The sequence below is a fragment of the Micromonospora sp. IBSANI012 genome (assembly GCF_052814045.1).
Genome location: NZ_CP199933.1, coordinates 5,184,818 through 5,209,406, shown reverse-complemented (window position 1 = coordinate 5,209,406; position 24,589 = coordinate 5,184,818). Strand labels below are relative to the sequence as shown.

At 74.0% G+C, this 24,589-nt stretch carries 26 protein-coding genes; 20 read left to right on the top strand and 6 right to left on the bottom strand.

Going from position 1 to position 24,589, the window contains the following annotated elements:
* Positions 1-30: 30 nt before the first annotated feature.
* The 7 genes from ACTWM8_RS24015 (at position 31) to ACTWM8_RS23985 (ending at position 6,918) form a co-directional block, all read left to right on the top strand.
* Positions 31-495: a phage holin family protein gene (locus ACTWM8_RS24015; protein ID WP_446210993.1), complete on the top strand. Its 465-nt coding sequence runs from the start codon at positions 31-33 to the stop codon at positions 493-495.
* Entirely contained in the window at positions 492-1,175 is a 684-nt protein-coding gene (locus tag ACTWM8_RS24010) for a DUF3618 domain-containing protein (protein ID WP_377610450.1), read from the top strand. The genes ACTWM8_RS24015 and ACTWM8_RS24010 overlap by 4 nt, the downstream gene beginning before the upstream one ends.
* A gap of 418 nt (positions 1,176-1,593) precedes the next feature.
* Positions 1,594-2,235 (top strand): SRPBCC family protein, encoded by a 642-nt coding sequence (locus ACTWM8_RS24005; RefSeq protein WP_446210992.1) that lies wholly within the window; start codon positions 1,594-1,596, stop codon positions 2,233-2,235.
* The gene (locus ACTWM8_RS24000; RefSeq protein WP_446210991.1) at positions 2,232-3,410 is read left to right on the top strand and encodes a zinc-dependent alcohol dehydrogenase; all 1,179 of its coding nucleotides are present in this window, start codon (positions 2,232-2,234) and stop codon (positions 3,408-3,410) included. Before ACTWM8_RS24005 ends, ACTWM8_RS24000 begins: the two co-directional genes overlap by 4 nt.
* A gap of 54 nt (positions 3,411-3,464) precedes the next feature.
* On the top strand, positions 3,465-4,022 hold the full coding sequence (locus ACTWM8_RS23995; protein WP_446210990.1) for an HPP family protein: 558 nt from the start codon (positions 3,465-3,467) through the stop codon (positions 4,020-4,022).
* A 3-nt stretch (positions 4,023-4,025) separates the two neighbouring features.
* Positions 4,026-6,458: a molybdopterin oxidoreductase family protein gene (locus ACTWM8_RS23990; RefSeq protein ID WP_446210989.1), complete on the top strand. Its 2,433-nt coding sequence runs from the start codon at positions 4,026-4,028 to the stop codon at positions 6,456-6,458.
* Between the two features lies 1 nt (position 6,459).
* Entirely contained in the window at positions 6,460-6,918 is a 459-nt protein-coding gene (locus ACTWM8_RS23985) for a hypothetical protein (RefSeq protein WP_446210988.1), read from the top strand.
* A gap of 23 nt (positions 6,919-6,941) precedes the next feature.
* Here the strand turns inward: ACTWM8_RS23985 and ACTWM8_RS23980 are convergent, their stop codons facing one another.
* Positions 6,942-8,189, bottom strand: a complete 1,248-nt coding sequence (locus ACTWM8_RS23980) for a cytochrome P450 (RefSeq protein ID WP_446210987.1) — start codon at positions 8,187-8,189, stop codon at positions 6,942-6,944.
* 225 nt (positions 8,190-8,414) lie between these two features.
* On the opposite strand from ACTWM8_RS23980, the gene ACTWM8_RS23975 reads away from it, so the two are divergent.
* Positions 8,415-8,816, top strand: a complete 402-nt coding sequence (locus ACTWM8_RS23975; protein ID WP_172894237.1) for a hypothetical protein — start codon at positions 8,415-8,417, stop codon at positions 8,814-8,816.
* Positions 8,817-8,920: 104 nt separating this feature from the next.
* Here ACTWM8_RS23975 and ACTWM8_RS23970 read toward each other — a convergent pair whose 3' ends face one another.
* The gene (locus tag ACTWM8_RS23970) at positions 8,921-9,139 is read right to left on the bottom strand and encodes a DUF397 domain-containing protein (RefSeq protein WP_067312494.1); all 219 of its coding nucleotides are present in this window, start codon (positions 9,137-9,139) and stop codon (positions 8,921-8,923) included.
* Positions 9,140-9,205: 66 nt separating this feature from the next.
* Here ACTWM8_RS23970 and pepN point away from each other — a divergent pair, with 66 nt between their 5' ends.
* The 6 genes from pepN to ACTWM8_RS23940 all read left to right on the top strand — a co-directional run bounded on the left by pepN (position 9,206) and on the right by ACTWM8_RS23940 (position 15,217).
* The gene (pepN, locus tag ACTWM8_RS23965) at positions 9,206-11,722 is read left to right on the top strand and encodes an aminopeptidase N (RefSeq protein WP_446210986.1); all 2,517 of its coding nucleotides are present in this window, start codon (positions 9,206-9,208) and stop codon (positions 11,720-11,722) included.
* A 71-nt stretch (positions 11,723-11,793) separates the two neighbouring features.
* Positions 11,794-12,390 carry a nicotinate-nucleotide adenylyltransferase gene (nadD, locus tag ACTWM8_RS23960; RefSeq protein WP_357921847.1) on the top strand — a complete coding sequence of 199 codons (597 nt, stop codon included), beginning with the start codon at positions 11,794-11,796 and terminating at the stop codon, positions 12,388-12,390.
* Positions 12,391-12,500: 110 nt separating this feature from the next.
* On the top strand, positions 12,501-12,911 hold the full coding sequence (gene rsfS / locus ACTWM8_RS23955) for a ribosome silencing factor (RefSeq protein WP_446210985.1): 411 nt from the start codon (positions 12,501-12,503) through the stop codon (positions 12,909-12,911).
* Positions 12,908-13,537 (top strand): histidine phosphatase family protein, encoded by a 630-nt coding sequence (locus ACTWM8_RS23950; RefSeq protein ID WP_446210984.1) that lies wholly within the window; start codon positions 12,908-12,910, stop codon positions 13,535-13,537. Before rsfS ends, ACTWM8_RS23950 begins: the two co-directional genes overlap by 4 nt.
* A 48-nt stretch (positions 13,538-13,585) precedes the next feature.
* Complete coding sequence (locus ACTWM8_RS23945; RefSeq protein WP_446210983.1) at positions 13,586-14,434, top strand: DegV family protein; 849 nt, start codon at positions 13,586-13,588, stop codon at positions 14,432-14,434.
* A gap of 21 nt (positions 14,435-14,455) precedes the next feature.
* Entirely contained in the window at positions 14,456-15,217 is a 762-nt protein-coding gene (locus tag ACTWM8_RS23940; RefSeq protein ID WP_446210982.1) for an SDR family NAD(P)-dependent oxidoreductase, read from the top strand.
* 36 nt (positions 15,218-15,253) lie between these two features.
* On the opposite strand, the gene ACTWM8_RS23935 is transcribed toward ACTWM8_RS23940, so the two are convergent.
* Together ACTWM8_RS23935 and ACTWM8_RS23930 are read right to left on the bottom strand one after the other, a co-directional pair.
* Positions 15,254-15,478: a GntR family transcriptional regulator gene (locus ACTWM8_RS23935; RefSeq protein ID WP_446210981.1), complete on the bottom strand. Its 225-nt coding sequence runs from the start codon at positions 15,476-15,478 to the stop codon at positions 15,254-15,256.
* Between the two features lie 552 nt (positions 15,479-16,030).
* Complete coding sequence (locus ACTWM8_RS23930) at positions 16,031-16,582, bottom strand: hypothetical protein (RefSeq protein WP_446210980.1); 552 nt, start codon at positions 16,580-16,582, stop codon at positions 16,031-16,033.
* Between the two features lie 214 nt (positions 16,583-16,796).
* On the opposite strand from ACTWM8_RS23930, the gene ACTWM8_RS23925 reads away from it, so the two are divergent.
* The 4 genes from ACTWM8_RS23925 (at position 16,797) to ACTWM8_RS23910 (ending at position 21,736) form a co-directional block, all read left to right on the top strand.
* Positions 16,797-17,708, top strand: coding sequence for a helix-hairpin-helix domain-containing protein (locus tag ACTWM8_RS23925; RefSeq protein WP_446210979.1), 912 nt, complete (start codon positions 16,797-16,799; stop codon positions 17,706-17,708).
* Between the two features lie 17 nt (positions 17,709-17,725).
* A complete protein-coding gene (locus ACTWM8_RS23920) occupies positions 17,726-20,143 on the top strand; it encodes a ComEC/Rec2 family competence protein (RefSeq protein ID WP_446210978.1) in 2,418 nt (805 codons plus the stop codon).
* A gap of 142 nt (positions 20,144-20,285) precedes the next feature.
* Positions 20,286-21,266 (top strand): DNA polymerase III subunit delta, encoded by a 981-nt coding sequence (holA, locus tag ACTWM8_RS23915; protein WP_446214653.1) that lies wholly within the window; start codon positions 20,286-20,288, stop codon positions 21,264-21,266.
* Between the two features lie 14 nt (positions 21,267-21,280).
* Positions 21,281-21,736, top strand: a complete 456-nt coding sequence (locus tag ACTWM8_RS23910) for a hypothetical protein (RefSeq protein ID WP_446214652.1) — start codon at positions 21,281-21,283, stop codon at positions 21,734-21,736.
* Between the two features lie 170 nt (positions 21,737-21,906).
* Here the strand turns inward: ACTWM8_RS23910 and rpsT are convergent, their stop codons facing one another.
* Positions 21,907-22,173, bottom strand: a complete 267-nt coding sequence (gene rpsT / locus ACTWM8_RS23905; RefSeq protein WP_238450815.1) for a 30S ribosomal protein S20 — start codon at positions 22,171-22,173, stop codon at positions 21,907-21,909.
* Between the two features lie 113 nt (positions 22,174-22,286).
* Positions 22,287-23,312 (bottom strand): aminoglycoside phosphotransferase family protein, encoded by a 1,026-nt coding sequence (locus tag ACTWM8_RS23900; protein ID WP_446210977.1) that lies wholly within the window; start codon positions 23,310-23,312, stop codon positions 22,287-22,289.
* 86 nt (positions 23,313-23,398) lie between these two features.
* On the opposite strand from ACTWM8_RS23900, the gene ACTWM8_RS23895 reads away from it, so the two are divergent.
* Both ACTWM8_RS23895 and ACTWM8_RS23890 read left to right on the top strand, forming a co-directional pair.
* Positions 23,399-24,004, top strand: a complete 606-nt coding sequence (locus ACTWM8_RS23895) for a DUF4240 domain-containing protein (protein WP_446214651.1) — start codon at positions 23,399-23,401, stop codon at positions 24,002-24,004.
* On the top strand, positions 24,001-24,537 hold the full coding sequence (locus ACTWM8_RS23890) for a DUF4240 domain-containing protein (RefSeq protein WP_446210976.1): 537 nt from the start codon (positions 24,001-24,003) through the stop codon (positions 24,535-24,537). The genes ACTWM8_RS23895 and ACTWM8_RS23890 overlap by 4 nt, the downstream gene beginning before the upstream one ends.
* The last annotated feature ends 52 nt before the right edge of the window (positions 24,538-24,589 follow it).

The following is a 24,589-nucleotide window of genomic DNA, read 5'->3' as shown; positions in this document are numbered from 1 at the left end:
CGTACGAGTCATCCGAAGGGAGGCGGCGGCATGAGCATGCCGACGCAGGGGTCCGGACTGGACTCCGGGTACCACCCCGCGGGTGCGCCGCACACCGCGGACGAGGTCAGGGGCAGCTCCCTCGGTGAGCTGATGCGTCAGGTCACCACCGACCTGTCCACCCTGATGCGGCAGGAGGTGGACCTGGCCAAGGCCGAGATCCGCCAGGAGGGGAAGAAGGCGGGCAAGGCCGCCGGTCTCTTCGGCGGCGCCGGCTTCGGCGGCTACATGGTGGCGCTGTTCCTGTCCATCGCGCTGTGGCAGGCCCTGGACAACGTGATGGATTCGGGCCTGGCCGCGCTGATCGTCGCCGTGATCTGGGCGGTCATCGCCGCCGTCCTCTACTCCATGGCCAAGAAGAACGCCGAGCGGATTCGCGGCCTCAAGCAGACCAACGACAGCGTGCAGCGCATCCCCGACGCGCTGAAGCCCCACCCGGAGGGAGTCACCCGATGAGCACCGATCCCGACCAGATCCGCCGGGAGATCGAGGCGACCCGCAACAGCCTGAGCTCCGACGTGGACGCGCTGGCGTACAAGGTCAGCCCCGGCCGCATCGTCGACGACCGTAAGCAGCGGGTGCGTAGCGCGCTGCAGAATGTGAGGGAAAAGGTTATGGGTAGCGCTTCCGACCTCGGCCACAGCACCGGCCACGCCGCCCACTCGGTCGGCGACCGTACCTCCTCGGCGGCCTCCACCGTCAGCGACAAGGCCCACTCCGCCGCCTCGACCGTCAGCGACAAGGCCCACTCGGCCGCCTCGACCGTCGGTGACGCCGCGCAGCGGGCGCCGCAGGTGATCCGGCAGAAGTCCGAGGGCAACCCGGTGGCCGCCGGCCTGATCGCCTTCGGCGTCGGCATGCTGGTGTCCTCGCTGATCCCGGCCACCCGGCGGGAGCAGGAGCTGGCCGCCCAGGTCAAGGAGAAGGCCACCGAGCACAGCGGGGTGGTGAAGGAGAAGCTGGGCGAGGTCGCCAGCGAGATCAAGGAGGAGCTGCGCGAGCCCGCGCAGCGGGCCACCGAGTCGGTGAAGGCCACCGCCCAGGACGCCGTCCACGCCGTCAAGGACGACAGCAAGTCGGCCGCCCAGGACGTGAAGGACCAGGCGCAGCAGTCCCGCGAACAGGTGCGGTACTGACCTGGGGCACCTACGTCGTACACCGCAGCTCGCGGCCACTCCCGGCTTCCGCCGGGACGTGGCCGCGAGTTGTCTTTGACGGCTGAATCCGCTCCGCGTCCGCGCCAGTGCGGGCGCCGGGGATCAGCGCGCGGTGAGGCGGCGGCGGAGGGTGTGTTCGAAGTGGGCGGCCCGGCGCCGCCAGGCGGTCCACGGCCGCGTCGGGGGAGAGGTGGGCGAACGCCAGGTCGTAGCCGTCCGCGGGGATGTGCCGGCCGTACGCGCTCGCGTCGAAGGGCAACGCCGCCTCCCGGAAAACGGTGTTCGGGACGGCATGCCCGGAACCTGAGGGATCAAACGGGGCGTTTCGACGCGTTCACGCCGGGTAGCGCACCGGGATGCGGGCGCCATCTCCGGGCGCTCGGGCGGAGGAGACGTGATGACCAGCAACGGAACGAGGTGGGTGCTGCTCGGCGCCACCACGGCGACCGCGGTCGGGGTCGGCCGGCTGGTGGCCCGGCGGCGCCGCCGGCACCAGCCGGACCGGCAGGGCGGCTGGTACGTGGTGCGCCGGGGGATCACCGTGGACCGGCCGATGGACGCCGTCATCGGCTTCTGGACCGACCGGGAACGACTGGACCGGGCCCTGGCCGAGTGGGCCACCCTCGAACAGCTCGACGAGAACCGGTGGCGCTGCGTCGCCAGCGACCCCGCCGGTGGCGGCACCGAATGGCGGGCCGAGATCAGCGTCGACGGTCCGGGCCGGCTCAGCTGGCGGGTCACCGACGGCCCGGTGCCGCAGCAGGGACACGTGGACCTGGCCCCCGCGCCGCAGGACCGGGGCACCGAGATCCGGGCGGAGCTGCGCTACCGCACCGGCGGCCCGCTGGGCCGGCTGCTGGCCCTGGCCCGCGGCGACGAACCCGACCTGGCGCTGCGCGACGCGCTGCGGCGGATCAAGTCGCTGATCGAGGCCGGCCAGGTGATCGACACCCGGCGCGACCCCTCCGGGCGCAGCCCCGCGCAGGAGGCCGCGACCGACCAGGTCCGCGAGCGGCTGACGACGGGAGGACGGGCGTGAGGGCGCTGTGCTGGGAAGGGGTCGGCAAGCTGGCGGTCCGGGACGTGCCCGAGCCGCGCGTCCGGGCCGAGGGGGACATCATCGTCAAGGTCCGGGCCAGCAGCGTCTGCGGCTCCGACCTGCACCTGATCAACGGCTTCCTGCCGGCGATGCGGGAGGGCGACATCCTCGGCCACGAGTTCATGGGCGAGGTGGTGGAGACCGGGCCGGGCGTAGGCCGGCTGCGCGTCGGCGACCGGGTGGTGGTCGGCTCGGTGGTGGCCTGCGGCGGCTGCTGGTACTGCCGCACCGAGCAGTTCTCGCTCTGCGACAACTCCAACCCGCAGCCGGTCATGCCGGAGAAGCTGTGGGGCCACTCGCCGGCCGGCATCCTCGGCTACTCGCACGCCGGCGGCGGCTACTCCGGCAGCCACGCCGAGTACATCCGGGTGCCGTTCGGTGACATCGGCGCGTTCAAGGTCCCCGCCGGGGTGCCCGACGACGCCGTGGTCTTCGCCTCCGACGCCATGCCCACCGGCTGGATGGGGGCCGACTTCTGCGGTCTCTCCGGCGGCGAGGTGGTGGCGGTCTGGGGCGCCGGCGGGGTGGGTCAGATGGCCGCCCGCGCCGCCCAGCTGCTCGGCGCCGGGCGGGTCATCGTCATCGACCGGCTGCCGGAGCGGCTCGCCACGGCCGCCGACCGGCTCGGGGTGGAGACGATCAACTACGCCGAGACCGACGTGCTGGAGGCGCTGCGGGAGATGACCGCGGGCCGGGGCCCGGACGCCTGCATCGACGCGGTCGGCATGGAGGCGCACGACGTCGGCCCGGCGTACGCCTACGACAAGGCCAAGCAGAGCGCCCGGCTGACCACCGACCGGCCCACCTCCGTCCGCCAGGCGATCATGGCCTGCCGCAAGGGCGGCACGGTGAGCATCGTCGGCGTCTACGGCGGGCTGGTCGACAAGTTCCCGCTCGGCGCGGCGATGAACAAGGCCCTGGTGCTGCGGATGGGGCAGATGCACGCCCAGCGCTACATCCCGATGCTGCTGGACCGCCTCGCCGCCGGCGAGATCGACCCCGGCTACCTGGCCACCCACCCAATGTCGCTGGAGGAGGGCGTGCGCGGCTACGAGATCTTCGAGAAGAAGCAGGACGCCTGCCTGCGCAGCGTCCTGCACCCGGCGATGGCCTGACCGGCGTGCGCGTGCGTCGATTCGTCGCCGGGCGACCGGGGTACAGCAGCCGACATGGCCGGCGAGACCGATGAGACCCCGTTCCGCGCCGCCGACGCGACGCGGGCCTTCGGCGGCAGCGCCGTCGCCCTGGTGGTGGCCGGCACGGTCGCCCTGCTGACCCGGCAGCCGTGGCTCTTCCCGAGCCTCGGACCGGCGGTGATGCTGCACGTGGAGCAGCCCGGCCGGCCGGAGTCGTCGCCGCGCAACACCGTGATCGGCCACCTGGTGGCGTTGCTCGCCGGGTACGCCCTCCTGGAACTGACCGGGTTGACCGACCACCCGTCCGCGCTCCAGGAGGGCGTCTCGGTGCCGCGGATCGTCGCCGCCGCCGGCTCGCTGGCGGTCACCGCGGCGGTGCTGGCCCTGCTCGACGCCGCCCACCCGCCGGCCGGCGCCACCACGCTGATCGTCGCGCTGGGGTTGCTGCGCACCCCGACGCAGCTGGTGATCGCCGGCGCCGCCGTGCTGCTGGTGACGCTGGTGGATCTGCTGTTCAACCGGGCCACCGGCCGGCAGATGCCGCTGTGGCGGGGGGCCGTCATGAGCTGTGGGGAAGCGGAGGAGGGCTGAGAGATGGTGGACCGGATCGCCGACCCGTGGGGGCCGCGCACGCCGTACGGGCCGGGACAGCCGTGGCCGGTGCGGGTCGACAGCTTCCTGGCCGACGGGCACACCGAGGCGGACGTGCAGCGCTGGGTGCCGACGGCCTCCATCCTGCACTCGAACGGCGACGCGATGGACATCGCCGTGCGGGACGGCCGGATCATCGGGGTCCGGGGCCGGGCCGGGGACCGGATCAACCACGGCCGGGTCGATCCCAAGGACCTGTACGGCTGGCAGGCCAACCACAGTCCGGACCGGCTGCGCCGTCCCCTGGTCCGCGAGGGTGACCGGCTGGTCGAGACCGACTGGGACACGGCGATGGGGCGGATCGTGGCCCGCTCGAAGGGGCTGCTGGACGGGCCGGGCGGCTGGGGCCACTTCGGCTTCTACACCAGCGGGCAACTCTTCCTCGAGGAGTACTACACGCTCAGCGTGATCGGGAAGGCCGGCATCGGCACCCCGCACATGGACGGCAACACCCGGCTCTGCACCGCCACCGCCGCCGCCGCGATGAAGGCGAGCTTCGGCACCGACGGGCAGCCCGGCTCGTACACCGACGTGGACCACTGCGACGCGATCGCCCTCTGGGGGCACAACGTCGCGGAGACCCAGACGGTGCTGTGGATGCGGATGCTGGACCGCCGGCGCGGGCCGAACCCGCCGGCGATGCTCGCGGTCGACCCGCGCGCCACCCCGGTGGCCCGGGAGGCCGACGTGCACCTGGCGCTACGCAACGGCACCAACATGGCGCTGCTCAACGGCCTGCTCCGTGAGCTGATCCACCGGGGCTGGTACGACGAGGAGTACGTCCGGGCGCACACGATCGGCTTCGAGGAGCTGTGCCGGGTGGTCGAGGACTACCCGGTGCCGACGGTCGCCGAGATCTGCGACCTGCCGGCGCGGGACATCGAGCGGGCCGCCGAACTGCTCGGGCAGTCGTCCCGGCTGCTCTCCACCGTGCTCCAGGGCTTCTACCAGTCCAACCAGGCCACGGCGGCGGCCTGCCAGGTGAACAACCTGCACCTGATCCGGGGCATGATCGGCCGGCCGGGGGCGGGGCTCTACCAGATGAACGGCCAGCCGACCGCGCAGAACAACCGGGAGTGCGGCGCCGACGGCGACCTGCCCGGCCTGCGCAACTGGGAGAACGAGGAGCACGTGGCCGAGCTGGCCCGGCTGTGGAACGTCGAGGTCGACACCATCCCGCACTGGTCGCCGCCGACGCACGCCATGCAGATCTTCCGGTACGCCGAGCAGGGCTCGATCAAGCTGCTTTGGGTCTCGGCCACCAATCCGGCGGTCAGCCTGCCCGACCTGGCCCGGATCCGCCGGATCCTGGCGAAGCCGGAGCTGTTCCTGGTGGTCCAGGACCTCTTCCGCACCGAGACCGCCGAGCTGGCCGACGTGGTGCTCCCCGCCGCCACCTGGGGTGAGAAGACCGGCACCTTCACCAGCGTGGACCGGACCGTGCACATCTCCGAGAAGGCGGTCGACCCGCCCGGCGAGGCCCGCGCCGACCTGGACATCTTCCTCGACTACGCCCGGCGGATGGACTTCCGGGACTCGGATGGCGACCCGCTGATCCGCTGGACGGGGCCGGAGGAGGTCTTCGAGGCGTGGAAGGAGTGCTCGCGCGGCCGGCCCTGCGACTACACCGCGATCACCTACGAGCGGCTGCGCGCCGGCGGCATCCAGTGGCCGTGCACGGACGAGCGCCCGGACGGCACCGAACGGCTTTACACCGACGGGGTGTTCAACACCGACCCGGACTACTGCGAGACGTACGGCCACGACCTGGTCACCGGGGCGGAGCTGCTGCCGGACGAGTACCGCGCCAAGCAGCCCGGCGGCCGGGCGTTCCTGCACGCGGTGCCGTACCAGCCGTCGCCCGAGGTGCCCAGCGACGAGTACCCGCTGCTGCTCACCACCGGCCGGACCGTCTACCAGTTCCACACCCGTACCAAGACCGGCCGGGCGCCGCAGCTGGCGGACGCCGCGCCGGAGACCTGGGTCGAGCTGAGCGCGGCCGACGCGGACCGGCTCGGCGTGCGGGAGGGCGACCTGGTCCGGGTCGAGTCGCCGCGCGGCGCCGTCCGGGGCCGGGCCCGGATCTGCGGGGTACGCCCCGGCGTGGTCTTCGTCCCCTTCCACTACGGCTACTGGGACGCGCCGGACGCCGACGGCCACACCCGGGCGGCGAACGAGCTGACCATCACCGCCTGGGATCCGGTCTCCAAGCAGCCGATCTTCAAGGTGGCCGCCGTGCGGGTGGTCCGCGAGGCGGACTCCGGCGGCCGACCCTCACCCGCGCCGACGGTCGGCGGGCCGGCCCCGGTGGCGGGCGCCGACGTCCCGGCCACGGTCGGCGGACCGGCGGCCGACGCGCACTCGGAGGTGGCGTGAGATGCATCTGGCGCACTATCTCGGCCTGCTGCACAAGGCCCAGTGCCGGCTCGGCGACGCCTACGAGGAGGTCGGCACGGCACACCGCGACGAGCCGGACGTCTTCCACAGCTGCCAGAAGCTGGCCACCCAGTGCCGCGGGCACGCGGAGCGGCTGGTGCCGTTCGCCCGCCGGTACGCCGAGGACGCCCCCGCCGAACCGGACCGGCTGCACTCCGACCTCTTCGCCGGCACCCGCACCGGCGGCATCGGGCTGCTGCGCGACCTCCAGGACCTCTACCTGATGGCCGCGGAGTGCGACATCAGCTGGACCGTGGTGGGCCAGGCCGCGTACGGGGTCCGGGACGAGGAGCTGCTGGCGGTGGTGCGGGCCTGCGAGGGGGAGACGGCGAACCAGCTCAAGTGGCTGCGGACCCGGATGAAGCAGGCCGCCCCGCAGGCCCTGGTGGTCGCCGACTGACCGTCGGGCGGACCGGCCGGGGCTCAGTCGGTGCGGCGCACGTCGTCGATGACGAAGCCGCTGGGCGGCAGGGTCGGCATCCGGCCCAGGTTCAGCGCCAGGTTCTGCGGTGGCACCACGTACCGCATGGCGGTGGTCAGCAGGGTGACCGCGCGCTTCATCAGCTCGATGGTGATCCACTCACCGGCGCAGCGGTGCCCGCCCAGGTGCTCGCCGCCGCCCTGCGGCACGAAGCCGTACGGGTCGTCGCGCCAGCCGGCGAAGCGTTCCGGGCGGAACCGTTCCGGCTCGGGCCAGAGGTCGGGGTGGTGGTTGGTGCCGTACAGGTCGAGCACCACCCGCCGGCCGCGCGGGAAGTGGTGGCCCTGCCAGTCGAAGGAGCGCCGGACCCGGGCGGCGGCGACCGGGAAGAACGGGTAGTAGCGGCGGACCTCCTGCACGAAGCACTCGGTGGCCTCGTCGCCGGCCCGGACCCGCTCCCGCCAGGTCGGGTGGTCGTGCAGGGCCAGGGCGGCGAAGACCACGTACCGGTCGACGGCGACGGTGGGGCGCAGCACGTTGAGCAGCTCCACCGCGGCGATCCGGCGGGGCAGCAGCCGGCCCTGGGCGTCCCGGTGCTCGGCGATCGCCCGCAGCGCGCTGCCCTCCGGCGCGGTCAGCGTGCCGACCCGGGCCCGCTCCACCACGTCGCCGGCCCACCGTTCGCCCCGGCGGCGGCCGAGCAGCCCGCGCCAGTGCCGGGGCCCGAGCGCCACCGGCCCGTCGATCATCGCGTGCAGCTGGTCGGTGCGCCGGACCACCTCGCTGCTGGCCAGCGGGACACCCGCCCAGGCGCAGACCGCCCGGGTCAGCATCCGGCCGACCTCGTCGTAGAGGACCACCGGGCCGGACCGCTCCCACACGGGGATGCGGGCGGTCCACTCGTCGGCGAAGAGCTGCCCGAGCTGCCGCACCGCGCTCGGCGTCATGATCGACAGGAACATGCCCTTGCGGTCGGTGTGCGCCGGCCCGTCCAGCCCCTGCACGCCACCCCGGCCGGTCAGCGTCCGCTGGCCCCGCAGGGGCATCGCGCCGTCGCGCTGGAACCGATCCGGGTCGTAGAAGAGCACCGCCGCCGGCCGGCCGCGCAGGCAGATCGTCCGTTCCAGCAGCAGCCGGGCCTGGAAGATGTCGCTGCCGTAGCGGTCGCAGCGGGAGCCGATGTACCGGTATCCCTCGCGCAGGAACGCCAGGGTGCCCTCCGGGCTGCGGTCGACGGGAGTGGTGACCATCGGACTCTCCTGACGCGGGTGACAGCGGCCGGCCGCACTGGTCGACCGGATGGCGTTACCCAGGTCGGAGCCACTGAATCCCGCCCGGGCCGGCGTCGGTGCGGCCCGGGGGTGTGGGCCAGTCGACGAGCCGTCCGCTGGCCCCTCCCAGGACGCCGGAAACCTGGTTTCCTCGTCTCCGGGCCGGCCACGGGTGTGCGGCCGGCGTGACGACGGGGAGGGCCGATGCGGGACAACAGGCCGCCGTACTGGCGGCAGCGGCGGGTGGTCGAGGCGTTCGGGAGCGGCCGGTCCGGCGGAGCCGACGGCTCACCGCTGATCACCGCCGCCCGGCGGGCGCCCCGGCCGCCCCGGCGCTTCACCGCCCACCTCGGCTTCGAGGCGGACGGGCCGGAGCAGGCCCGGGACCTCGCCGTCGCGTACGCCGAGGCGTTGAGCCTGCTCCGCCCGGAGCTGGTGCTCGGCGCGGCAGCCCTCTCACCGGCCGACGCCTGGCACCGGGCCGAGCGGCTCTTCTGTGGCGCGCCGGGGCCGGACGGTGAGCGCTGCGCCGACGTGGCCGGCCATCCGGGCTTCCACCACGCCGCGGGCCCCGGTGGCCTCGGCTGGGGCGAGGGCGACGGGTGAACCGCGGCGGGCCGGCGACCGGCGGTGTCCCGATGGCGGGCGACACCGCCGGGCCGCCGACCCGACGTCGAGCCAGGCGCGCCCCGGCCCGCGGCGCGCGGCGCTCAGTCCAGGTCGAACTCGCCGTCCTGCGCGCCCGCGACGAAGGCGTCCCACTCGGCCTGGGTGAAAACCAGCACCGGCCCGTCCGGCTCGGCGGAGTTGCGCATGCCGATCAGGTCGTCGACGAAGGCCACCTCGACCGCGCTGTCGGAGGTGTCGCCCTCGGCTCGCTGCCAGACCGCCCGGGACAGGTCGAAATCGCCCTTGGGGTGCTGACCCATTGTTCGTCCTCCATCACCGCGCAGCATGGGGAGCCCGTCCGGTTCCCCGTCGGGCAGGATAAGCGGATGCCGAGCCTGACCCGTGTAGAGGCGACCGCGCGTCGCGCGCTGATCACCGTCGAGTCCTACGAGGTGGACCTCGACCTGAGCGGCGGCGCCGAGCGGTTCCGCTCCACCGCCACCATCCGGTTCCGGGCCACCCCCGGTGCCGACACCTTCGTCGAGGTCAAACCCGCCCGACTGCTCGGGACGCGCCTCAACGACCGGGACCTCGACCCGGACTCGCTGGCCGACAACCGGCTGCCGCTGACCGGGCTGACCGAGGAGAACACACTGACGGTCACCGCCGAGATGGCGTACTCGAACACCGGCGAGGGGATGCACCGCTTCGTCGACCCGGCCGACGGCGAGACCTACCTCTACGCGATGTCCTTCCTGGACGACGTGCAGCGGCTCTTCGCCGCCTTCGACCAGCCCGACCTGAAGGCGCCGGTGACCCTGTCCGTCACCGCGCCGCCGGAGTGGACGGTCGCCGCCAACGGGCAGCTCGCCGCCAACCCCCGGCCGGGGCGCTGGGAGTTCGCCCCGACCGCGCCGCTGGCCACGTACTTCGTCTCGCTGATCGCCGGCCCCTGGCACGTGCGTCGGGCCGAGCACGACGGCATCCCGCTCGGCGTCTACTGCCGGCGTTCCCTGGCCGAGCACCTGGACGCCGACATCGACGAGATCCTCACCGTCACCCGGCAGTGCTTCGACCGCTTCCACCAGCTCTTCGCCGAGCGCTACCCGTTCGCCAAGTACGACCAGGCGTTCGTGCCGGAGTTCAACGCCGGCGCGATGGAGAACCCGGGCCTGGTCACCCTCCGGGACGACTACGTCTTCCGGTCGGCGGTCACGGACACCCAGCGGGAGCTGCGGGCCACCACCATCGCCCACGAGATGGCGCACATGTGGTTCGGCGACCTGGTGACCATGCGGTGGTGGGACGACCTGTGGCTGAACGAGTCGTTCGCGGAGTACCTGGGCACCCGGGTGACCGCCGAGGCGACCCGCTTCGACCAGGCCTGGACGACCTTCGCGATGCGCCGCAAGGCCTGGGGATACACCGCCGACCAGCGTCCCTCCACCCACCCGGTGGCCCCGGAGGAGGTCCGCGACGCCGCCCAGGGCCTGCTCAACTTCGACGGCATCTCGTACGCCAAGGGCGCCAGCGTGCTGCGGCAGCTGGTCGCCTGGCTCGGCGACGAGGCCTTCCTGGCCGGCCTGAACGCCCACTTCGCCGCCCACCGGTTCGGCAACGCCACCCTGGCCGACCTGCTGGCCAGCCTCAGCTCGGCCAGCGGCCGGGACCTCACCGACTGGGCGGAGCGCTGGCTGCGCCGCCCCCAGGTCAACACGCTGCGGATGGAGACGGCGGTGGACGCCAACGGCCGCTGGGTCGACGCCGCCCTGGTGCAGACCGCTCCGGACGCCCACCCCGTGCTGCGCCCGCACCGGGTCGGCGTGGGCCGGTACGCCCCCGACGGCACGGTGCACCGCCTCGAGGTGGACCTCGACCCGGACACCGACAAGGGCCGTACCGAGCTGACCGCGCTGATCGGCGAGCCCGCCACCGGCCTGCTGCTGCCCAACGACGGCGACCTGACCTTCGCCAAGATCCGCCTCGACGCCGCCTCCGCCGACGCGGTGCCGATGGTGCTGCCGGGGCTGGGCGATCCGCTCGCCCGGGCGCTGCTCTGGGGTGAGGCGCTGGACGCCGCCCGGGACGGCGAGCGCCCGGTCGCCGCCGTGGTCGCGCTGATCACGGCGGCGCTGCCCGCCGAGACCGAGGTGATCATCGCCGAGGACGTGCTCACGCTGAGCCGCGGCCTGATCGACCGCTACCTCGACCCACTGGCCCGCGAGGCCGCGCTGCTGCGGGTCGCCGGGGCGTGCGCCGCGCTGCTCGCCGGGGCGCCGGCCGGCGGCTCGTTGCAGCTCGCCGCCGCGCGGGGCCTGATCGCCGCCAGCACCGACACCGGGCTGCTCGCCGGCTGGCTGGCCGGGGACGGGGTGCCGGAAGGGCTGGCGGTGGACACCGACCTGCGCTGGGCACTGCTACTGCGGCTGGTGGTGCTGGGTGCGGCGGGCGAGCCGGAGATCGCCGCGCAGGCGGCCGCCGACCGCAGCGCCACCGGGGCGGAACGGGCCGCGTGCTGCCGGGCGGCGCTGCCGGACGCCGAGGGCAAGCGGGTCGCCTGGGAGATCGTCACCACCAGCACCGAACTGTCCAACCGGCTGGTCGAGGCGACCGCCGAGGGCTTCTGGCAGCCCGAGCAGGCCGAGCTGACCGCGCCGTACGTCGAGCGGTACTTCGCCGACATGCCGGCGGCCGCGCGGCTGCGTACCGCCTGGACGGCCGACCGGGTGACCACCCTGGCGTTCCCCCGGTACGCCGTGGCGCAACCCACCCGGGAGTTGGCCGCGGCGCTGCTGGCCCGCGACGACCTGACGCCCGGGCTGCGCCGCTGGGTCACCGACCTGGACGACGACCTGCGCCGCGCGCTGGTCGCGCGGACGGCGGTGGCCGCCGCGTCGGCCTGAGTCGGGCCGGAGGTTGGGACGGCGCGGCGGCCCCGACGGGCCGCCGGCCGTCCCCGGCCTACGATCGTCGGGTGGAGGAAGACATCCGGCGGATCGGCATCATGGGCGGCACCTTCGACCCGATCCACCACGGGCACCTCGTGGCGGCCAGCGAGGTGGCGGACCGGTTCGGCCTGGACGAGGTGGTCTTCGTCCCGACCGGTCAGCCGTGGCAGAAGGCGGACGAGCCGGTCAGCCCCGCCGAGGACCGCTACCTGATGACGGTGATCGCCACCGCCTCCAACCCGCGTTTCCAGGTCAGCCGGGTGGACATCGACCGCACTGGCCCCACCTACACCGTCGACACCCTGCGCGACCTGCACGCCGAGTACGGCCCGAAGGTGCAGCTCTACTTCATCACCGGCGCGGACGCGCTGGAGAAGATCCTCTCCTGGAAGGACCTGGACGAGATCTTCGAGCTGGCCCATTTCATCGGGGTGACCCGCCCCGGGTTCGAGCTCACCGACAAGCACCTGCCCGCCGACACGGTGAGCCTGGTGCAGGTCCCGGCGATGGCGATCTCCTCCACCGACTGCCGCGAGCGGGTGGCCCGGGGGGAGCCGGTCTGGTACCTGCTGCCGGACGGTGTGGTGCAGTACATCGCGAAACGCCGGCTCTACCAGCAGTGACTGGGCCTGGTATGTGAGGGTCTGTCCGGATAATCGACCAGAACTGACAAGTCGTCGTGCCCCCGGGTATGAGACGCTTGGAGGGTCGTACGGTTGATCGAAGGAGAACGGTGACAGTTTCCGAACGCGCTCACGAGCTGGCGATGGCCGCCGCCCAGGCCGCGGCCGACAAGAAGGCGCAGGACATCGTCATCATCGACGTGGGCGACCAACTCGCCATCACCGACGCGTTCGTCCTCGCCGCGGCCCCCAACGAGCGTCAGGTGCTGGCCATCGTCGACGCCATCGAGGAGCGGCTGCTCGAGCTGCCGGAGAAGGCCAAGCCGGTGCGCCGCGAGGGCGAGCGGGGCGGCCGCTGGGTGCTGCTCGACTACGTCGACATCGTCGTGCACGTGCAGCACACCGAGGAGCGGGAGTTCTACGCCCTCGACCGGCTCTGGAAGGACTGCCCCCAGATCCCGTTCGTGGATCGGGACCTGGTCGAGGCGGACGCCTCCGCCGGCACCGCCAGCGCGGAATGACCCGCCTGATCGTCTGGCGGCACGGCAACACCGACTGGAACGCCGCCAGCCGCGTCCAGGGGCAGACCGACGTGGCGCTGAACGACCTGGGCCACGAGCAGGCGCGCGGTGCCGCGCCGCTGCTCGCGGCCCTGCGTCCGGACGCCATCGTCGCCTCCGACCTCAGTCGGGCCACCGCCACCGCCGCCGCGCTCGCCGCCCTCACCGGCCTTCCGGTCCGCGCCGACGCCCGGCTGCGTGAGCGCCACTTCGGCCGCTGGCAGGGCCTGGCCCTCACCGACGCCGCCGCCCGCTTCCCCGAGGAGTACGCGCGCTGGCGGGCCGGCGACCCGGACCCGGGCGCGGAGATCGAGACCCTCGACGACCTCGGCAAGCGGGTCGGCGCGGCGCTGCAGGACGCGGCCGACCTCGTACCCGGCGGCACCATCGTGGTGGCCACCCACGGCGGCGCGGCCCGCCAGGGCGTCGGTCAGCTGCTCGGCTGGGAGCACACCGTGCTGCGCACCATCGGCTCCCTGGCCAACTGCCACTGGACCGAGCTGCGCCACGACGACGTCCGGGGCTGGCACCTGCGCGCCCACAATGTCGGGCTGATCACCCGGCCGGCACCCGGGGAGCCGGTCTGAGTCATCCGGCGCGGGCACTCGGTCGCGGCATCGGCTAGCGTGCCGGGCATGCCCGTCGCGGTCGTCACCGACTCCACCGCCTACCTCCCGCCCGAGCTGGTGCGGGCGCACCGGCTCACCGTGGTGCCCCTGACCGTCGTGCTCAACGGCGCGGAGGGGCTGGAGGGGATCGAGACCTTCCCCGCCGATGCCACCCGGGTGCTCGGCGGCCGGCGGGTCTCGGTCAGCACCTCCCGCCCGGCCCCGGAGCAGTTCGCGCGGACGTACCGGGAACTGCTCGACGGTGGCGCGGACGCCGTGGTGTCGGTGCACCTGTCGGCGGAACTCTCCGGCACCGTCGAGGCGGCCCAGCTGGCCGCCGCCGAGCTGGGCGACCGGGTCGAGGTGGTCGACAGCCGCTCCACCGGCATGGGCCTGGGCTTCCCGGTGCTCGCCGCCGCCACGGCCGCCGCGGCCGGCGCCGACCTCCCCGAGGTACGGCAGGCCGCGCTGGACGCCGTCGACCGCACCACCATCTACTTCTACGTCGACACGCTGGAGTTCCTCCGCCGGGGCGGCCGGATCAACGCGGCCGAGGCCCTGCTCGGCACCGCCCTCTCGGTCAAGCCGATCATGCACATGCCGGACGGCGCGATCGTGGTGCGGGACAAGGTGCGTACCGCCAGCCGGGGCGTGGCCCGCCTGGTCGACCTGGCGGTCGAGGCGGCCGGCGACGCCGAGGTGGACCTCGGGGTGCACCACCTCGCCGCGCCGCAGCGGGCCGCGCAGCTGCTGGCGGCGCTCACCGAGCGGCTCGGCGACCGGCTGCACGACACGTACGTCTCCGAGGCCGGCGCGGTGGTCGCCGCCCACGCCGGGCCGGGCCTGGCCAGCGTGGTCGTGCACCGCCGCCCCTGATCTTGCTGGATGGGGAGGGTCATGTCGTACGTGGTGACCGGCGGTGGCCGGGGCGTTGGCCGTGCCGTGACGGAGCGGCTGCTCGACTCCGGCGGCACGGTGGTCGTCGTCGAGCGGGAATCGGACGCGCTGAGCTGGTTGCCGGCGCACCCCGCCGCCGACCGGCTGGTGCCGGTGGTCGGCGACGCGGCGGACGAAGAGGTCGCCGGGCACGCCGCCGACCTGGCCGAGCGGGCCGCGCCGCTGGCGGGCTGGGTCAACAACGCGGCGGTGTTCCGGGACGCCTCGGTGCACTCCGCGCCGCCGGCGCAGGTGTGGGACCTCATCGGGCTCAACGTGCGGCCGGCCCTGGTCGGCGCGACGACGGCGGTACGCCGGTTCCTCGCCGCCGGCACCGGAGGCGCGATCGTCAACGTCTCGTCCCACCAGGCCCGCCGGCCGGTGCCGGGCTGCCTGCCGTACGCCACCGCCAAGGCGGCCGTCGAGGGGCTGACCCGGGCGCTGGCCGTCGAATACGGGCCCCGGGGAGTGCGCACGAACGCCGTCGCGCTCGGCTCGATCCACACCGAGCGGCATGCCGCGTTCCTGGCCGAACGGGAGCCCGCCGAGGTGGAGTGGGTCGAGGCGGAGCTGGCCCGGTTGCATCCGGTCGGGCGGACCGGTCGCGTGGACGAGGTGGCGGACGCTGTGGCGTACCTGCTCTCGGCGACCTTCGTGAACGGGGTGACCCTGCCGGTCGACGGGGGACGGGCGGTGCTGGGGCTGGACCCGGAGGCCCGCTGACCGCCCGCGGATGGTCGTTGCAGGTGAAGGTGCGACCTAGTCAGATTCGGCGACGAAGACGCCTTGACCCTGTTGCCCGTAAATCAGGTTCCGCTCGTGCAGTTCTTTGACGGCCCGGTACGCGGTTGACCGAGCGACGTTGTAAATCTCGCCGATCTCGGAAACCGATGGCAGTTGTTGCCCAGGCCCGTACTCGCCAGAACGAATCTTGGCCTCGATGTCATCGGCGACCCGCCGGTAGTGCGGTGGTCTGGTTGGCATGATCGGCTCTCCTGGGCTTCAGCGGAGATCATGTTTCCAGCCTGAAGATGATCAGGACAAGCGGACAACCCGGCAAAGTGAGCACAGTGAAAACTTAACTACAGTGAGACTGTGGATACAGTGAGACAGTGTCCGGCTGCTCTGGGCTTCAGCAATCCGAGGTATCCGGGCCATCCCGCTCTGGGGAGCACGACGCACGGACTCTGCCCCCAGGGCGGGCCTTCATCGTGATGTGACGGAAGGTGCCCGGCGTGCCGATGGATGACGGCGACATCACTTCCGCAGATGAGCTGTTCGCGATGATGAGGATCATCGACGCTCATTGGAGCCGGGCACTTGACCAGCCATGGCGAGCAGGGGGATGCCTCGAGTGCCGGGATCGGGACAACTGTCGTCAGCTCGATTGGGCTCTAGGCGTTATGGCGGATGTTGCTTCCGTCATGTTCCAGAAGTAGGAGGCCGGCCGGTCGACCCGCACAGCTCCAGCTCAACCAGGATCTCCGGGCGGGTGGGCGGCATCCACCACTCCTTCCCCGGTGGCCGTCGACAGAGTTATGAACTGGCCCGTCCCGGTCGGAGCCCCGGGCCGGCCTGCCGGCTTCCGAACAGCGCCCGCACCACGGGAGCGCTGAAGGCGGCTGACGCGATGGTCAGCACTGCGGCAACAGGAGCGACGTGCTCCGTCTGCCACTCGACGTCGCCTGCGGTGATAGTCGTTTGATCGACGCCGAGGATGTCCATCGACGGCAGCAGCGAGGCCGGGTACCACAGCGGCGCGGACGGATACGGCAGCCCGACACCATCGTTGAGCGTCCAGTAACCGGCCACGTCGTAGATCAACGCACTATCGACGACGACCGCCACGTCGCTGGCGACCAGGGTCGCGACGCAGAGCAGCACGATGGCGCCTTTGGCGTGCCCCCGCCTCACCATCCGGTTCGCCAGGAACGCGCCCAGGCCGAGAAGCGCCGCCCAGACGGTGACGGTGAGCGCCTCGATCGGGAGGTACTCGGCACGCAATCCGTGCGCAAACAGCACAAGGAGCAGCACTGCAACGATCCACAAGAGGCCGAGCCGCTTCACCGTAGACCAGGTCGCACCCATGCCGGCGAGGCTACCGTAGATCGACTCGGGTCGAACCAGAGACTTTGGTGGAGTTCGCCGCCTGGCTGGCGAGTTGGCCCGCGTGGTAGCTGGTCACCGCGCTTCACATAGCACGATGTTGCATGATCAGGCCGTTGTCCACAGGGCTCTGCCTCGTCCACAGGTCGTGACCGTCGGCCGGTAGCGCGGGCCCTTTCCCTCCTAGCCTCGCCGCGTGTCACGTGACGAGGAGACGATGGTGCGACAGCGGCTGTTCCGGCTGGTCCCGGCGGTGCCGTCCGGGGGTGAGGCGGCGCATGTCCCGCCCGCCGAACCGGCTCCGGCGCTCCAGTCCGCTCCGGTCGCCGATTCGGTTTCTGCTGTCCCGCTTCGCCCGTCCACCGACGTCGCCGCGCCGCCGTCCCTGTCTGGCCGGCCGCGGACGCCCGTCGGCGAGGCCGATCACGGGATGCCGCTACCCGCCGAGGATGCTCTCACTGTCGCCCCGCCGTCCCGGCTGCCCGGCCCTGGGGCCTTTGATCCGGGTCGCCGTGGCGTCCGGGCGCTGGCCGCCGGCGCGGCGCTCGTGGTGCTCGGGGCCGGCTTCTGGGCCTGGCGGTCCCGGCCGCAGGCCGAACCGGTCCGCCCGGCGGCGTCGGTCGCCGCGCCCGAGGTGTCCACCGCCCCCGAGGCGACCGTGACTCCCCCCGGCGAGTTGGTCGTCGCGGTCGCCGGCAAGGTACGCCGGCCCGGCCTGGTCCGGGTGCCGGCCGGCGCGCGGGTCGCCGACGCGGTGCAGGCGGCCGGCGGCGCGCTTCCCGGCGTGGACGTGGCCCTGCTCAATCCGGCCCGCAAGGTGGCCGACGGGGAGCTGATCCTGGTCGGGGTCGCCGCGCCGTCCGGCCAGCCCGGCGCCGCCGCGCCGCCGGCCGCCGGTGACCCGGCCGTCCCGGGCGGCCTGGTCAACCTCAACACCGCGACCCTGGCGCAGCTCGACGGGCTGCCCGGGGTCGGTCCGGTGCTCGCCCAGCGCATCCTGACCCACCGCGACCAGCACGGCGGTTTCCGCTCGGTCGGGGACCTGCGCCAGGTCGAGGGCATCGGCGACGCCCGCTACGAACAGCTCAAGGACCTGGTGACGGTGTGAGCCGGGGAACGGATGCCATGTCCGGCGTGGCCGGGCACCGGACGGATCGCGCCGGTGGTTCGACCTTCGGTGTGCAGTCGTCCGGCGAGCCGCCGGACCTGAGGCTCGCCGGCCTGGCGGTGGCGGCGTGGCTGGCCGCGTTGGTCTGCCTGCACCTCACCGCGCCGACGGCGGCGCTGCTCGCCGCCACCGCCGCGGGTCTCGCCGCCCTGGCGGCCGCGCACCTGCTCGGCGTGCTCGGCCGTCCGGCCGGGCCCGTCCGCCGTTACGGCTGGATCGCCGTCGCGGTGCTGATCGGGGTGGTCTGCGGCGCCAGCGCCACCGCCGCCCGCCTGCACGTCCGCGACGCCGCCCCGCTGCGCGCGCTGGTCGACGAGCGGGCCCGGGTCACCGCCGAGCTGGTGCTCCGCGACGATCCCCGTCCGATCCGCGGCGCTCCCGGTCGGCCTGCGACGCTGCTGGTGGCCGCCGAGCTGATCTACCTCACCGACCCCGACGGCCGACGGGTGAGCGCCCCGGCACGGGTGCTGGTGCTGGCCACCGACCCGGCCTGGCGGGGGCGGCTGCCGGGGCAGCGGCTCACCGCCGAGGGGCGGCTGACCGCGCCGCGCGGGGGAGACCTGACCGCCGCCGTGCTGATCGTGCCGGGCCCGCCGGCGGCGCACGGACCACCGCCGTGGCTCCAGCGGGCCGCCGGTACGCTCCGCGCCGGCCTGCAACGAGCCTGCGCCCCGCTCCCGGACGACCAGGGCGGGCTGCTTCCCGGCCTGGTGGTGGGGGACACCAGCCGCCTGCCGGCCACGGTGGAGGAGGACTTCCGGGCCACCGGCATGACGCACCTCAACGCCGTCTCCGGCTCCAACGTGGCGATCGTGGTGGGTGCGGTGCTGCTCCTGGTCCGCTGGGCGCGGGCCGGCCCGGCCGTGGCCGCCGTGCTCTGCGGCCTGGCCCTGGTCGGCTTCGTGATCCTGGTCCGCCCCTCACCGAGCGTGGTACGGGCCGCGACCATGGGCGCGATCGGCCTGGCCGCGCTGGCCGCCGGGCGGCCCCGGGCGGCGCTACCCGCGCTGAGCGCCGCGGTGGCTGTCCTGGTCCTGGCGGACCCTGAACTGGCCGGGGACGCCGGCTTCGCGCTCTCCGTGCTGGCCACCGGAGGACTGCTGTTGCTGGCGCCGAGGTGGCGGGACGCGTTGCGGCGGCGGGGCGTACCGGCGGGGGTGGCCGAGGCGCTGGCCGTCCCGGCGGCGGCGCAGCTCGCCTGCGGGCCGGTGGTGGCCGGCATCTCCGGCACGGTCAGCTTGGTCGCGGTGCCGGCGAACCTGCTGGTGGTGCCTGCCATCGCGCCCGCCACGGTGCTCGGGGTGCTGGCCGCCGCCGTCTCGCCGGTCTGGCCGGCCGGCGCGGAGTTCGCCGCCTGGCTGGCGAGCTGGCCGGCCTGGTGGCTGGTGACTGTCGCCCGGGTCGGTGCGCGGTTGCCGGCGGGCACGCTGCCCTGGCCCGGCGGGGTGCCGGGTGCGCTGCTGCTGGCCGGTCTGACCGTGGCGCTGCTGCTCGCCACCCGGCGGCCGGTGGTGCGCCGGCTGGTGGCGGTCGGCACCGCCGCGGTGATCCTCGGGACCCTGCCCGTCCGGATCCTCGCCAGCGGGTGGCCGCCGTCCGGCTGGGTGGTCGTCGGCTGCGCGGTGGGCCAGGGCGACGCGCTGGTGCTGCCGGTGGCGGCCGGTCGGGCCGTGGTGGTCGACGCCGGCCCGGAACCGTCCGCCGTGGACGGCTGCCTGCGCCGGCTCGGCGTACGGGAGGTGTCGCTGCTGGTGGTGAGCCACTTCCACGCCGACCACGTGGGCGGTGTCGCCGGGGTCTTCCGGGGGCGGCGCGTGGTCGAGGTGCGTACCCCGGGGCTCGCCGAGCCGGCGGCCGGGCGTGCCCTCGTCGCCGGCGCGGCGGCCGGCGCCGTCGTACTCGGAGCTGCCGCGGCCGGCTGGTCGTACCGGGCGGGCGGTGTGGAGCTGGTGGCGCTCGGTCCGCCGTACCCGCTGCACGGCACCCGGTCCGACCCGAACAACAACTCCCTGGTGCTGCGCGCCACCGTGGCCGGGGTGCGCATCCTGCTCGCCGGGGACGCCGAGACCGAGGAGCAGCGCGCCCTGCTGGACCGGGTGCCGCCCGCCGGCCTGCGGGCCGTGGTGCTCAAGGTCGCGCACCACGGCAGCGCGTACCAGGATCCTGCGTTCCTCGACGCGGTCCGGCCCGCCGTCGCGCTGGTCGAGGTCGGCGTCGACAACGACTACGGGCACCCCAGCCCGTCGGTGTTGGCCCGGCTGGCCCGTAGCGGCGTGCGGGTGCTGCGTACCGACACGGACGGGGACGTGGCGGTGGTGACCGGTCGGCACGGCCTGGCGGTGGTGACGCGGGGAGTTGCGCCGGGACGACGGTGACCGGGTCGAGGGGATCGCCGGATCGAGGCGCATTGTGGGGCTGAGCCTGCATTAACGTAAATGTCTGGATTTGCGCTGAGTGCGGGGTCCGCCGTCACAGCCGCCCATGACCAGGCACGATCCCGCGGTGGACCGTGCCAAGATGGGCGGCGTGACCGCCGCCAGCCTTCCTCCCATTCTGCTCGTCCTCGGCGACGAGGAGCTGCTCGCCACGCGCGCGGTGACGGAAGCGGTGGCGAAGGTCCGCAGCGTCGACGCCGACGTGGACGTCCGGGAGTACCAGGCCGGGTCGCTGACGGTCGGCGAGATCGCCGAGATGCTCAGCCCTTCGCTCTTCGGCGGGCGGCGGGTGCTGGTGCTCCGGGCCGGCCAGGACGCCCGGAAGGATCTCGCGACCGCGCTGCTCGCGTACGCGAAGAACCCGGACCCGGACGTCCATCTGGTGGTGCTGCATGTGGGCGGGGCGAAGGGCAAGGCGTTCGCCGACGGGCTGAAGGCGGCCGGTGCCACCGTGGTGCCCGCGATGAAGCTCAAGGCCCACCGGGATCGGGTGGCGTTCGTTCGGGACGAGATCCGCCGGGGCGGCGGGAAGTGCACCGAGGACGCCGCCGAGGCGCTGATCGCCGCCGTCGGCGGAGACCTGCGGGACCTGGCCGCCGCCTGCTCCCAGCTGATCGCCGACACCGACGGGCGGATCGGCGCCGACACGGTGGCCCGGTACTACCGGGGCCGGGTCGAGGTGACCGGCTTCACGGTCGCCGACGCGACCATGATCGGCGACGTCCCGGGGGCGCTGGAGGCGCTGCGCTGGGCCCTGCACGTCGGGGTCGACCCGGTGCCGATCGCCGACGCCCTCGCCGACGGGGTGCGCACCGTGGCCCGGGTCGCCGCCGCCGGCCGGGGCGACCCGTACCAGCTCGCCAGCACCCTCGGCATGCCCGCCTGGAAGATCAAGAATGCGCAGCAACGGGCCCGGGGCTGGACGCCGGAGGGCCTGGTCGAGGCGATGCGGGCGGCCGCCGAGTGCAACGCGGCGGTCAAGGGCGGCGCGGACGACCGGGCGTACGCGCTGGAGAAGGCGGTCTTCTCCGTCGCGGCCGCCCGGCGGGGCGGCGCCCGGTGACCCGCCCCACCCGGATGGCGTGGAGCACCGTGCCCGGCGAGGACGAGCGGTACCGCCCGCTCTACGCCCGGGCGCTCGGACTGCGCGTCGTCAACCCGGGTGGGGTGCTCTGCTTCCTCTTCTTCGAAGGCGCGGTGGCGCTCGCCGTGCTGCTCGCCCTGGCCGAGCTGGTGAGCTGGTGGGCCGTGGTGGTGCTGCCCGCCGCCGTGGCCCTGATGGTCAAGCTCAACGACATGGTGGCCGAGCGGGTCGTCCGCTCGGCGGCGCTCGTGCCGGAGCAGGAGCGGGACCGGTTCCGGCGGCAGATGGAGCCGGTCGTCGGGCGGGCGCGGGTGCCCCGCACTCTGCCCGGCATGGTGGTCGCCACCGAACCGCCCGGTGCTCCCGCCTGGCGACACGGCACGTCGGACCGGCCCTGGGGAGCGCGCGGACCCGCCGGCCCGACCGGCGATCCCGTCGACCGACCCTGACCGGCCCGCGGTCGCCCGCGACCAGCTCCAGGTACGGGACATGGTGGTGTCGCGGGGTCCGGATGCCGCCATGTCGGCGGAATGGAGTCGATCAACCGGCCGCCGGAACACAGACAGCCTGAAGCCCCGGGCGTAGCCCGGGGCTTCAGGTCAGGTCTGGGGTCGCTCGGTCAGGCCGAGAGCGAGCCGACGCGCTTCGAGATCGCCGACTTCCGGTTCGCCGCCTGGTTGGCGTGGATGACGCCCTTGCTGGCGGCCTGGTCCAGCTTGCGGGCCGCGTCACGCATGAGAACGGTGGCCTTCTCGGCGTCACCGGCCTCCGCAGCCTCGTGGAACTTCCGGATGGCGGTCTTCAGCGACGACTTGACCGACTTGTTACGCAGCCGGCGCTTCTCGTTCTGCCGGTTGCGCTTGATCTGGGACTTGATGTTCGCCACGCGACAGCCTCGTCTTGATAGCTCGGTTTGGTCTGCTTCTGCGCGCGACAAGCAGGCGTCATCGCTGCGCGAAGAGCCAGGTTACCAGGTCGGCCGGGACGAGCCAAAACGACTCAGCTCCAGCCCCGCCGGGCAGCCAGCCAGCGCAGCGCCTGCTCCCCGCTGAACCGCTGGTGCGCCCCCAGGTGCGGGGAGACCGCCGGCGCGGGGCGCGGGGCGGGTGGGGCCGGTGGTGGGCCGGCGGCGGCGGAGGTGAGGTAGTAGCCGGCCAGCGCGGCCAGCGTCACGTCGAGGGCGTCCGGCGGGGCGCCGACCGCGGCCGGATGGCCGGCGAAGATCGCGTCCACGGGCAGCCCGTCGGCGTACCCGGTGATCAGCAGGCCGGCCAGGTCGAACCAGGCGGGGCCGTGGCAGATCCAGTTCCAGTCGCAGAACCAGGCCCGCCCGCCGGCGTCGAGCAGCACGTTGTCCACCCGTAGGTCGCCGTGGACCAGGCCGTGGCCGGCGGCGGCGTACCCGGGCAGCCGGGACTCCAGCGCGACCAGCTCGGGCAGGCGGCCGTGCGCGGCGGCCGGCATCGGTGGCACCGGTTCGCGCCCGGCGGCCACCTCGCCCCACCACAGGATGTCGTCGCGGGCCAGGTCTGCCAGGTGGGGCAGGCCGAGGGCGAGCAGCTCGGCGGGCGGGTCGGCCAGCGCGGCGGCCAGCTCGGCGTACCCGGCGAGCACGGCGTCCAGCTCGGTCCGGTCCCAGGGCAGCCGGGGCGTGCGGCCGTCGACGGCGTCCAGGGCGAGCGCGTACCAGCCGGACGCGGTCAGCGCCCAGCGTGGGCGGGGGACCGGCAGGCCGGCCGGGAGCCGGGCGAGGACCGCCGCCTCCCGGGCGTACCAGTCGGCCAGGCGTCGCTGGTGGGTCAGGTCGGCGGCCTTGACGAAGATCCGGCGGCCGTCCGCGCCGGTCAGCAGGGCGGCGAACCCGCCGGTGAAGCCCGCTGTCGCGGTCCGCGCCGACGCCACCGGCGCGCCGAACCGGGCGGCCACCGCGGCGCGCAGCCCGGCGGGCAGCGCTGACCAGTCCGGCCGGACGGCGGTGGCGTGGTACGGCACCGGGGGCGGCGGGAGCGCGGGCACGCCCACCATGCTGCCCTGCCGGTGCGCCCCCGCCCAGCCGCGCGGCCCGTCCCGGCTTCCTGTCGTACCGCGCTGGCAGCATCCGCCCCGTGCGCATGGACGAGTTCTGGGCGTTGATCGAGCGGTCTGCCGCCGTCACCGCCATCCCTGACGAGCGGTTGACCTGGCTCACCGACCGCCTGGCCGAGCGGCCCGCCGGCGAGGCGGTGGACTTCGCCGTCCGGCTCGACGAGCTGCGGGGCCGGGTCGACACCTGGCGGCACTGGGGCGCGGCGCTGCTGATCTGCGGCGGCCTCTGCTCCGACGACGGCTTCCACTACTTCCAGGCCTGGCTGGTCGGGCTCGGCCGGGTGGCCTTCGAGCGGGTCGCCGACGACCCGGACGCGCTCGCCGAAGTCCCGCAGGTGCGTCGTCTCGCGGGGCGGCACCCGCGCGAGTGGGCGGAGGACGAGTGGCCGGAGTGGGAGTGCCTGGACTACGTCGCGGACGAGGCGTACGAGCGGGTCACCGGCGAGGAGGAGGGCCTGGACGAGGCCGTCGAGGCCCGGGGGCGGGAGCTGAGTTCTTCGCCCGAGCCCGCCGACGAGCGGTGGGATCTCGGCGACCGGGCCGAGCTGGCCCGCCGGTACCCGCGACTCGCCGCCATGTTCCCGCTGCCGGATCGCCGCCGGGAGCGGGTCTGGGAGACTGCCAGGCCATGAGGACCGACGACTTCTGGCAGCTGATCGACGAGGCGCGGGCCGGGGCCGGGGGAGAGGGCGACGCGGTCGCCGCCCGCGCGGTCGCTTTGCTGGCCGAGCGGGACCCGGAGGACATCGTCGGGTACGCGCGCCACCAGCAGCGGGTGCTGTCCGCCTCCTACCGGGTCGACCTCTGGGGCGCGGCCTACCTGATCAACGGGGGCGCCTCGGACGACGGTTTCGAGTACTTCCGGGGCTGGCTGATGACCCAGGGCCGGGCGGTGTTCGCCCGGGCGGTGGCCGACCCGGACTCCCTGGCGGAGCTGCCCCGGGTCCGGTCCGCCGCGCTCAGCGGCGAGGAGTTCGAGTGCGAGGACATGCTCGCGGTGCCGTGGGAGGCGTACCGGAAGGCGACCGCGACCGAGCTGCCGGCGGAGCGGGACCCGGTCGCGGTGCCCGACCTCAACGAATTCTGGGACTTCGACGACGAGGACGAGGCCCGGCGCCGGCTGCCCCGGCTGGCGGCGCTCTTCGTGGAGCCGCCGGAGGAGTGACCCGCCCGGCCGGGGGTGGCCGCCGGGCCGAGCGCCGGCACGGGCCGGGCGG

Excerpts from the sequence above, each read along its gene's own strand:
- ACTWM8_RS24015 (WP_446210993.1), top strand. The coding sequence starts at position 31 with ATGAGCATGCCGACGCAGGGGTCCGGACTGGACTCCGGGTACCACCCC.
- ACTWM8_RS24010 (WP_377610450.1), top strand. The coding sequence starts at position 492 with ATGAGCACCGATCCCGACCAGATCCGCCGGGAGATCGAGGCGACCCGC.
- ACTWM8_RS24005 (WP_446210992.1), top strand. The coding sequence starts at position 1,594 with ATGACCAGCAACGGAACGAGGTGGGTGCTGCTCGGCGCCACCACGGCG.
- ACTWM8_RS23995 (WP_446210990.1), top strand. The coding sequence starts at position 3,465 with ATGGCCGGCGAGACCGATGAGACCCCGTTCCGCGCCGCCGACGCGACG.
- ACTWM8_RS23990 (WP_446210989.1), top strand. The coding sequence starts at position 4,026 with ATGGTGGACCGGATCGCCGACCCGTGGGGGCCGCGCACGCCGTACGGG.
- ACTWM8_RS23985 (WP_446210988.1), top strand. The coding sequence starts at position 6,460 with ATGCATCTGGCGCACTATCTCGGCCTGCTGCACAAGGCCCAGTGCCGG.
- ACTWM8_RS23980 (WP_446210987.1), bottom strand. The coding sequence starts at position 8,189 with ATGGTCACCACTCCCGTCGACCGCAGCCCGGAGGGCACCCTGGCGTTC.
- ACTWM8_RS23975 (WP_172894237.1), top strand. The coding sequence starts at position 8,415 with ATGCGGGACAACAGGCCGCCGTACTGGCGGCAGCGGCGGGTGGTCGAG.
- ACTWM8_RS23970 (WP_067312494.1), bottom strand. The coding sequence starts at position 9,139 with ATGGGTCAGCACCCCAAGGGCGATTTCGACCTGTCCCGGGCGGTCTGG.
- pepN (WP_446210986.1), top strand. The coding sequence starts at position 9,206 with ATGCCGAGCCTGACCCGTGTAGAGGCGACCGCGCGTCGCGCGCTGATC.
- ACTWM8_RS23950 (WP_446210984.1), top strand. The coding sequence starts at position 12,908 with ATGACCCGCCTGATCGTCTGGCGGCACGGCAACACCGACTGGAACGCC.
- ACTWM8_RS23945 (WP_446210983.1), top strand. The coding sequence starts at position 13,586 with ATGCCCGTCGCGGTCGTCACCGACTCCACCGCCTACCTCCCGCCCGAG.
- ACTWM8_RS23940 (WP_446210982.1), top strand. The coding sequence starts at position 14,456 with ATGTCGTACGTGGTGACCGGCGGTGGCCGGGGCGTTGGCCGTGCCGTG.
- ACTWM8_RS23935 (WP_446210981.1), bottom strand. The coding sequence starts at position 15,478 with ATGCCAACCAGACCACCGCACTACCGGCGGGTCGCCGATGACATCGAG.
- ACTWM8_RS23930 (WP_446210980.1), bottom strand. The coding sequence starts at position 16,582 with ATGGGTGCGACCTGGTCTACGGTGAAGCGGCTCGGCCTCTTGTGGATC.
- ACTWM8_RS23920 (WP_446210978.1), top strand. The coding sequence starts at position 17,726 with ATGTCCGGCGTGGCCGGGCACCGGACGGATCGCGCCGGTGGTTCGACC.
- holA (WP_446214653.1), top strand. The coding sequence starts at position 20,286 with ATGGGCGGCGTGACCGCCGCCAGCCTTCCTCCCATTCTGCTCGTCCTC.
- ACTWM8_RS23910 (WP_446214652.1), top strand. The coding sequence starts at position 21,281 with ATGGCGTGGAGCACCGTGCCCGGCGAGGACGAGCGGTACCGCCCGCTC.
- ACTWM8_RS23900 (WP_446210977.1), bottom strand. The coding sequence starts at position 23,312 with ATGGTGGGCGTGCCCGCGCTCCCGCCGCCCCCGGTGCCGTACCACGCC.
- ACTWM8_RS23895 (WP_446214651.1), top strand. The coding sequence starts at position 23,399 with ATGGACGAGTTCTGGGCGTTGATCGAGCGGTCTGCCGCCGTCACCGCC.
- ACTWM8_RS23890 (WP_446210976.1), top strand. The coding sequence starts at position 24,001 with ATGAGGACCGACGACTTCTGGCAGCTGATCGACGAGGCGCGGGCCGGG.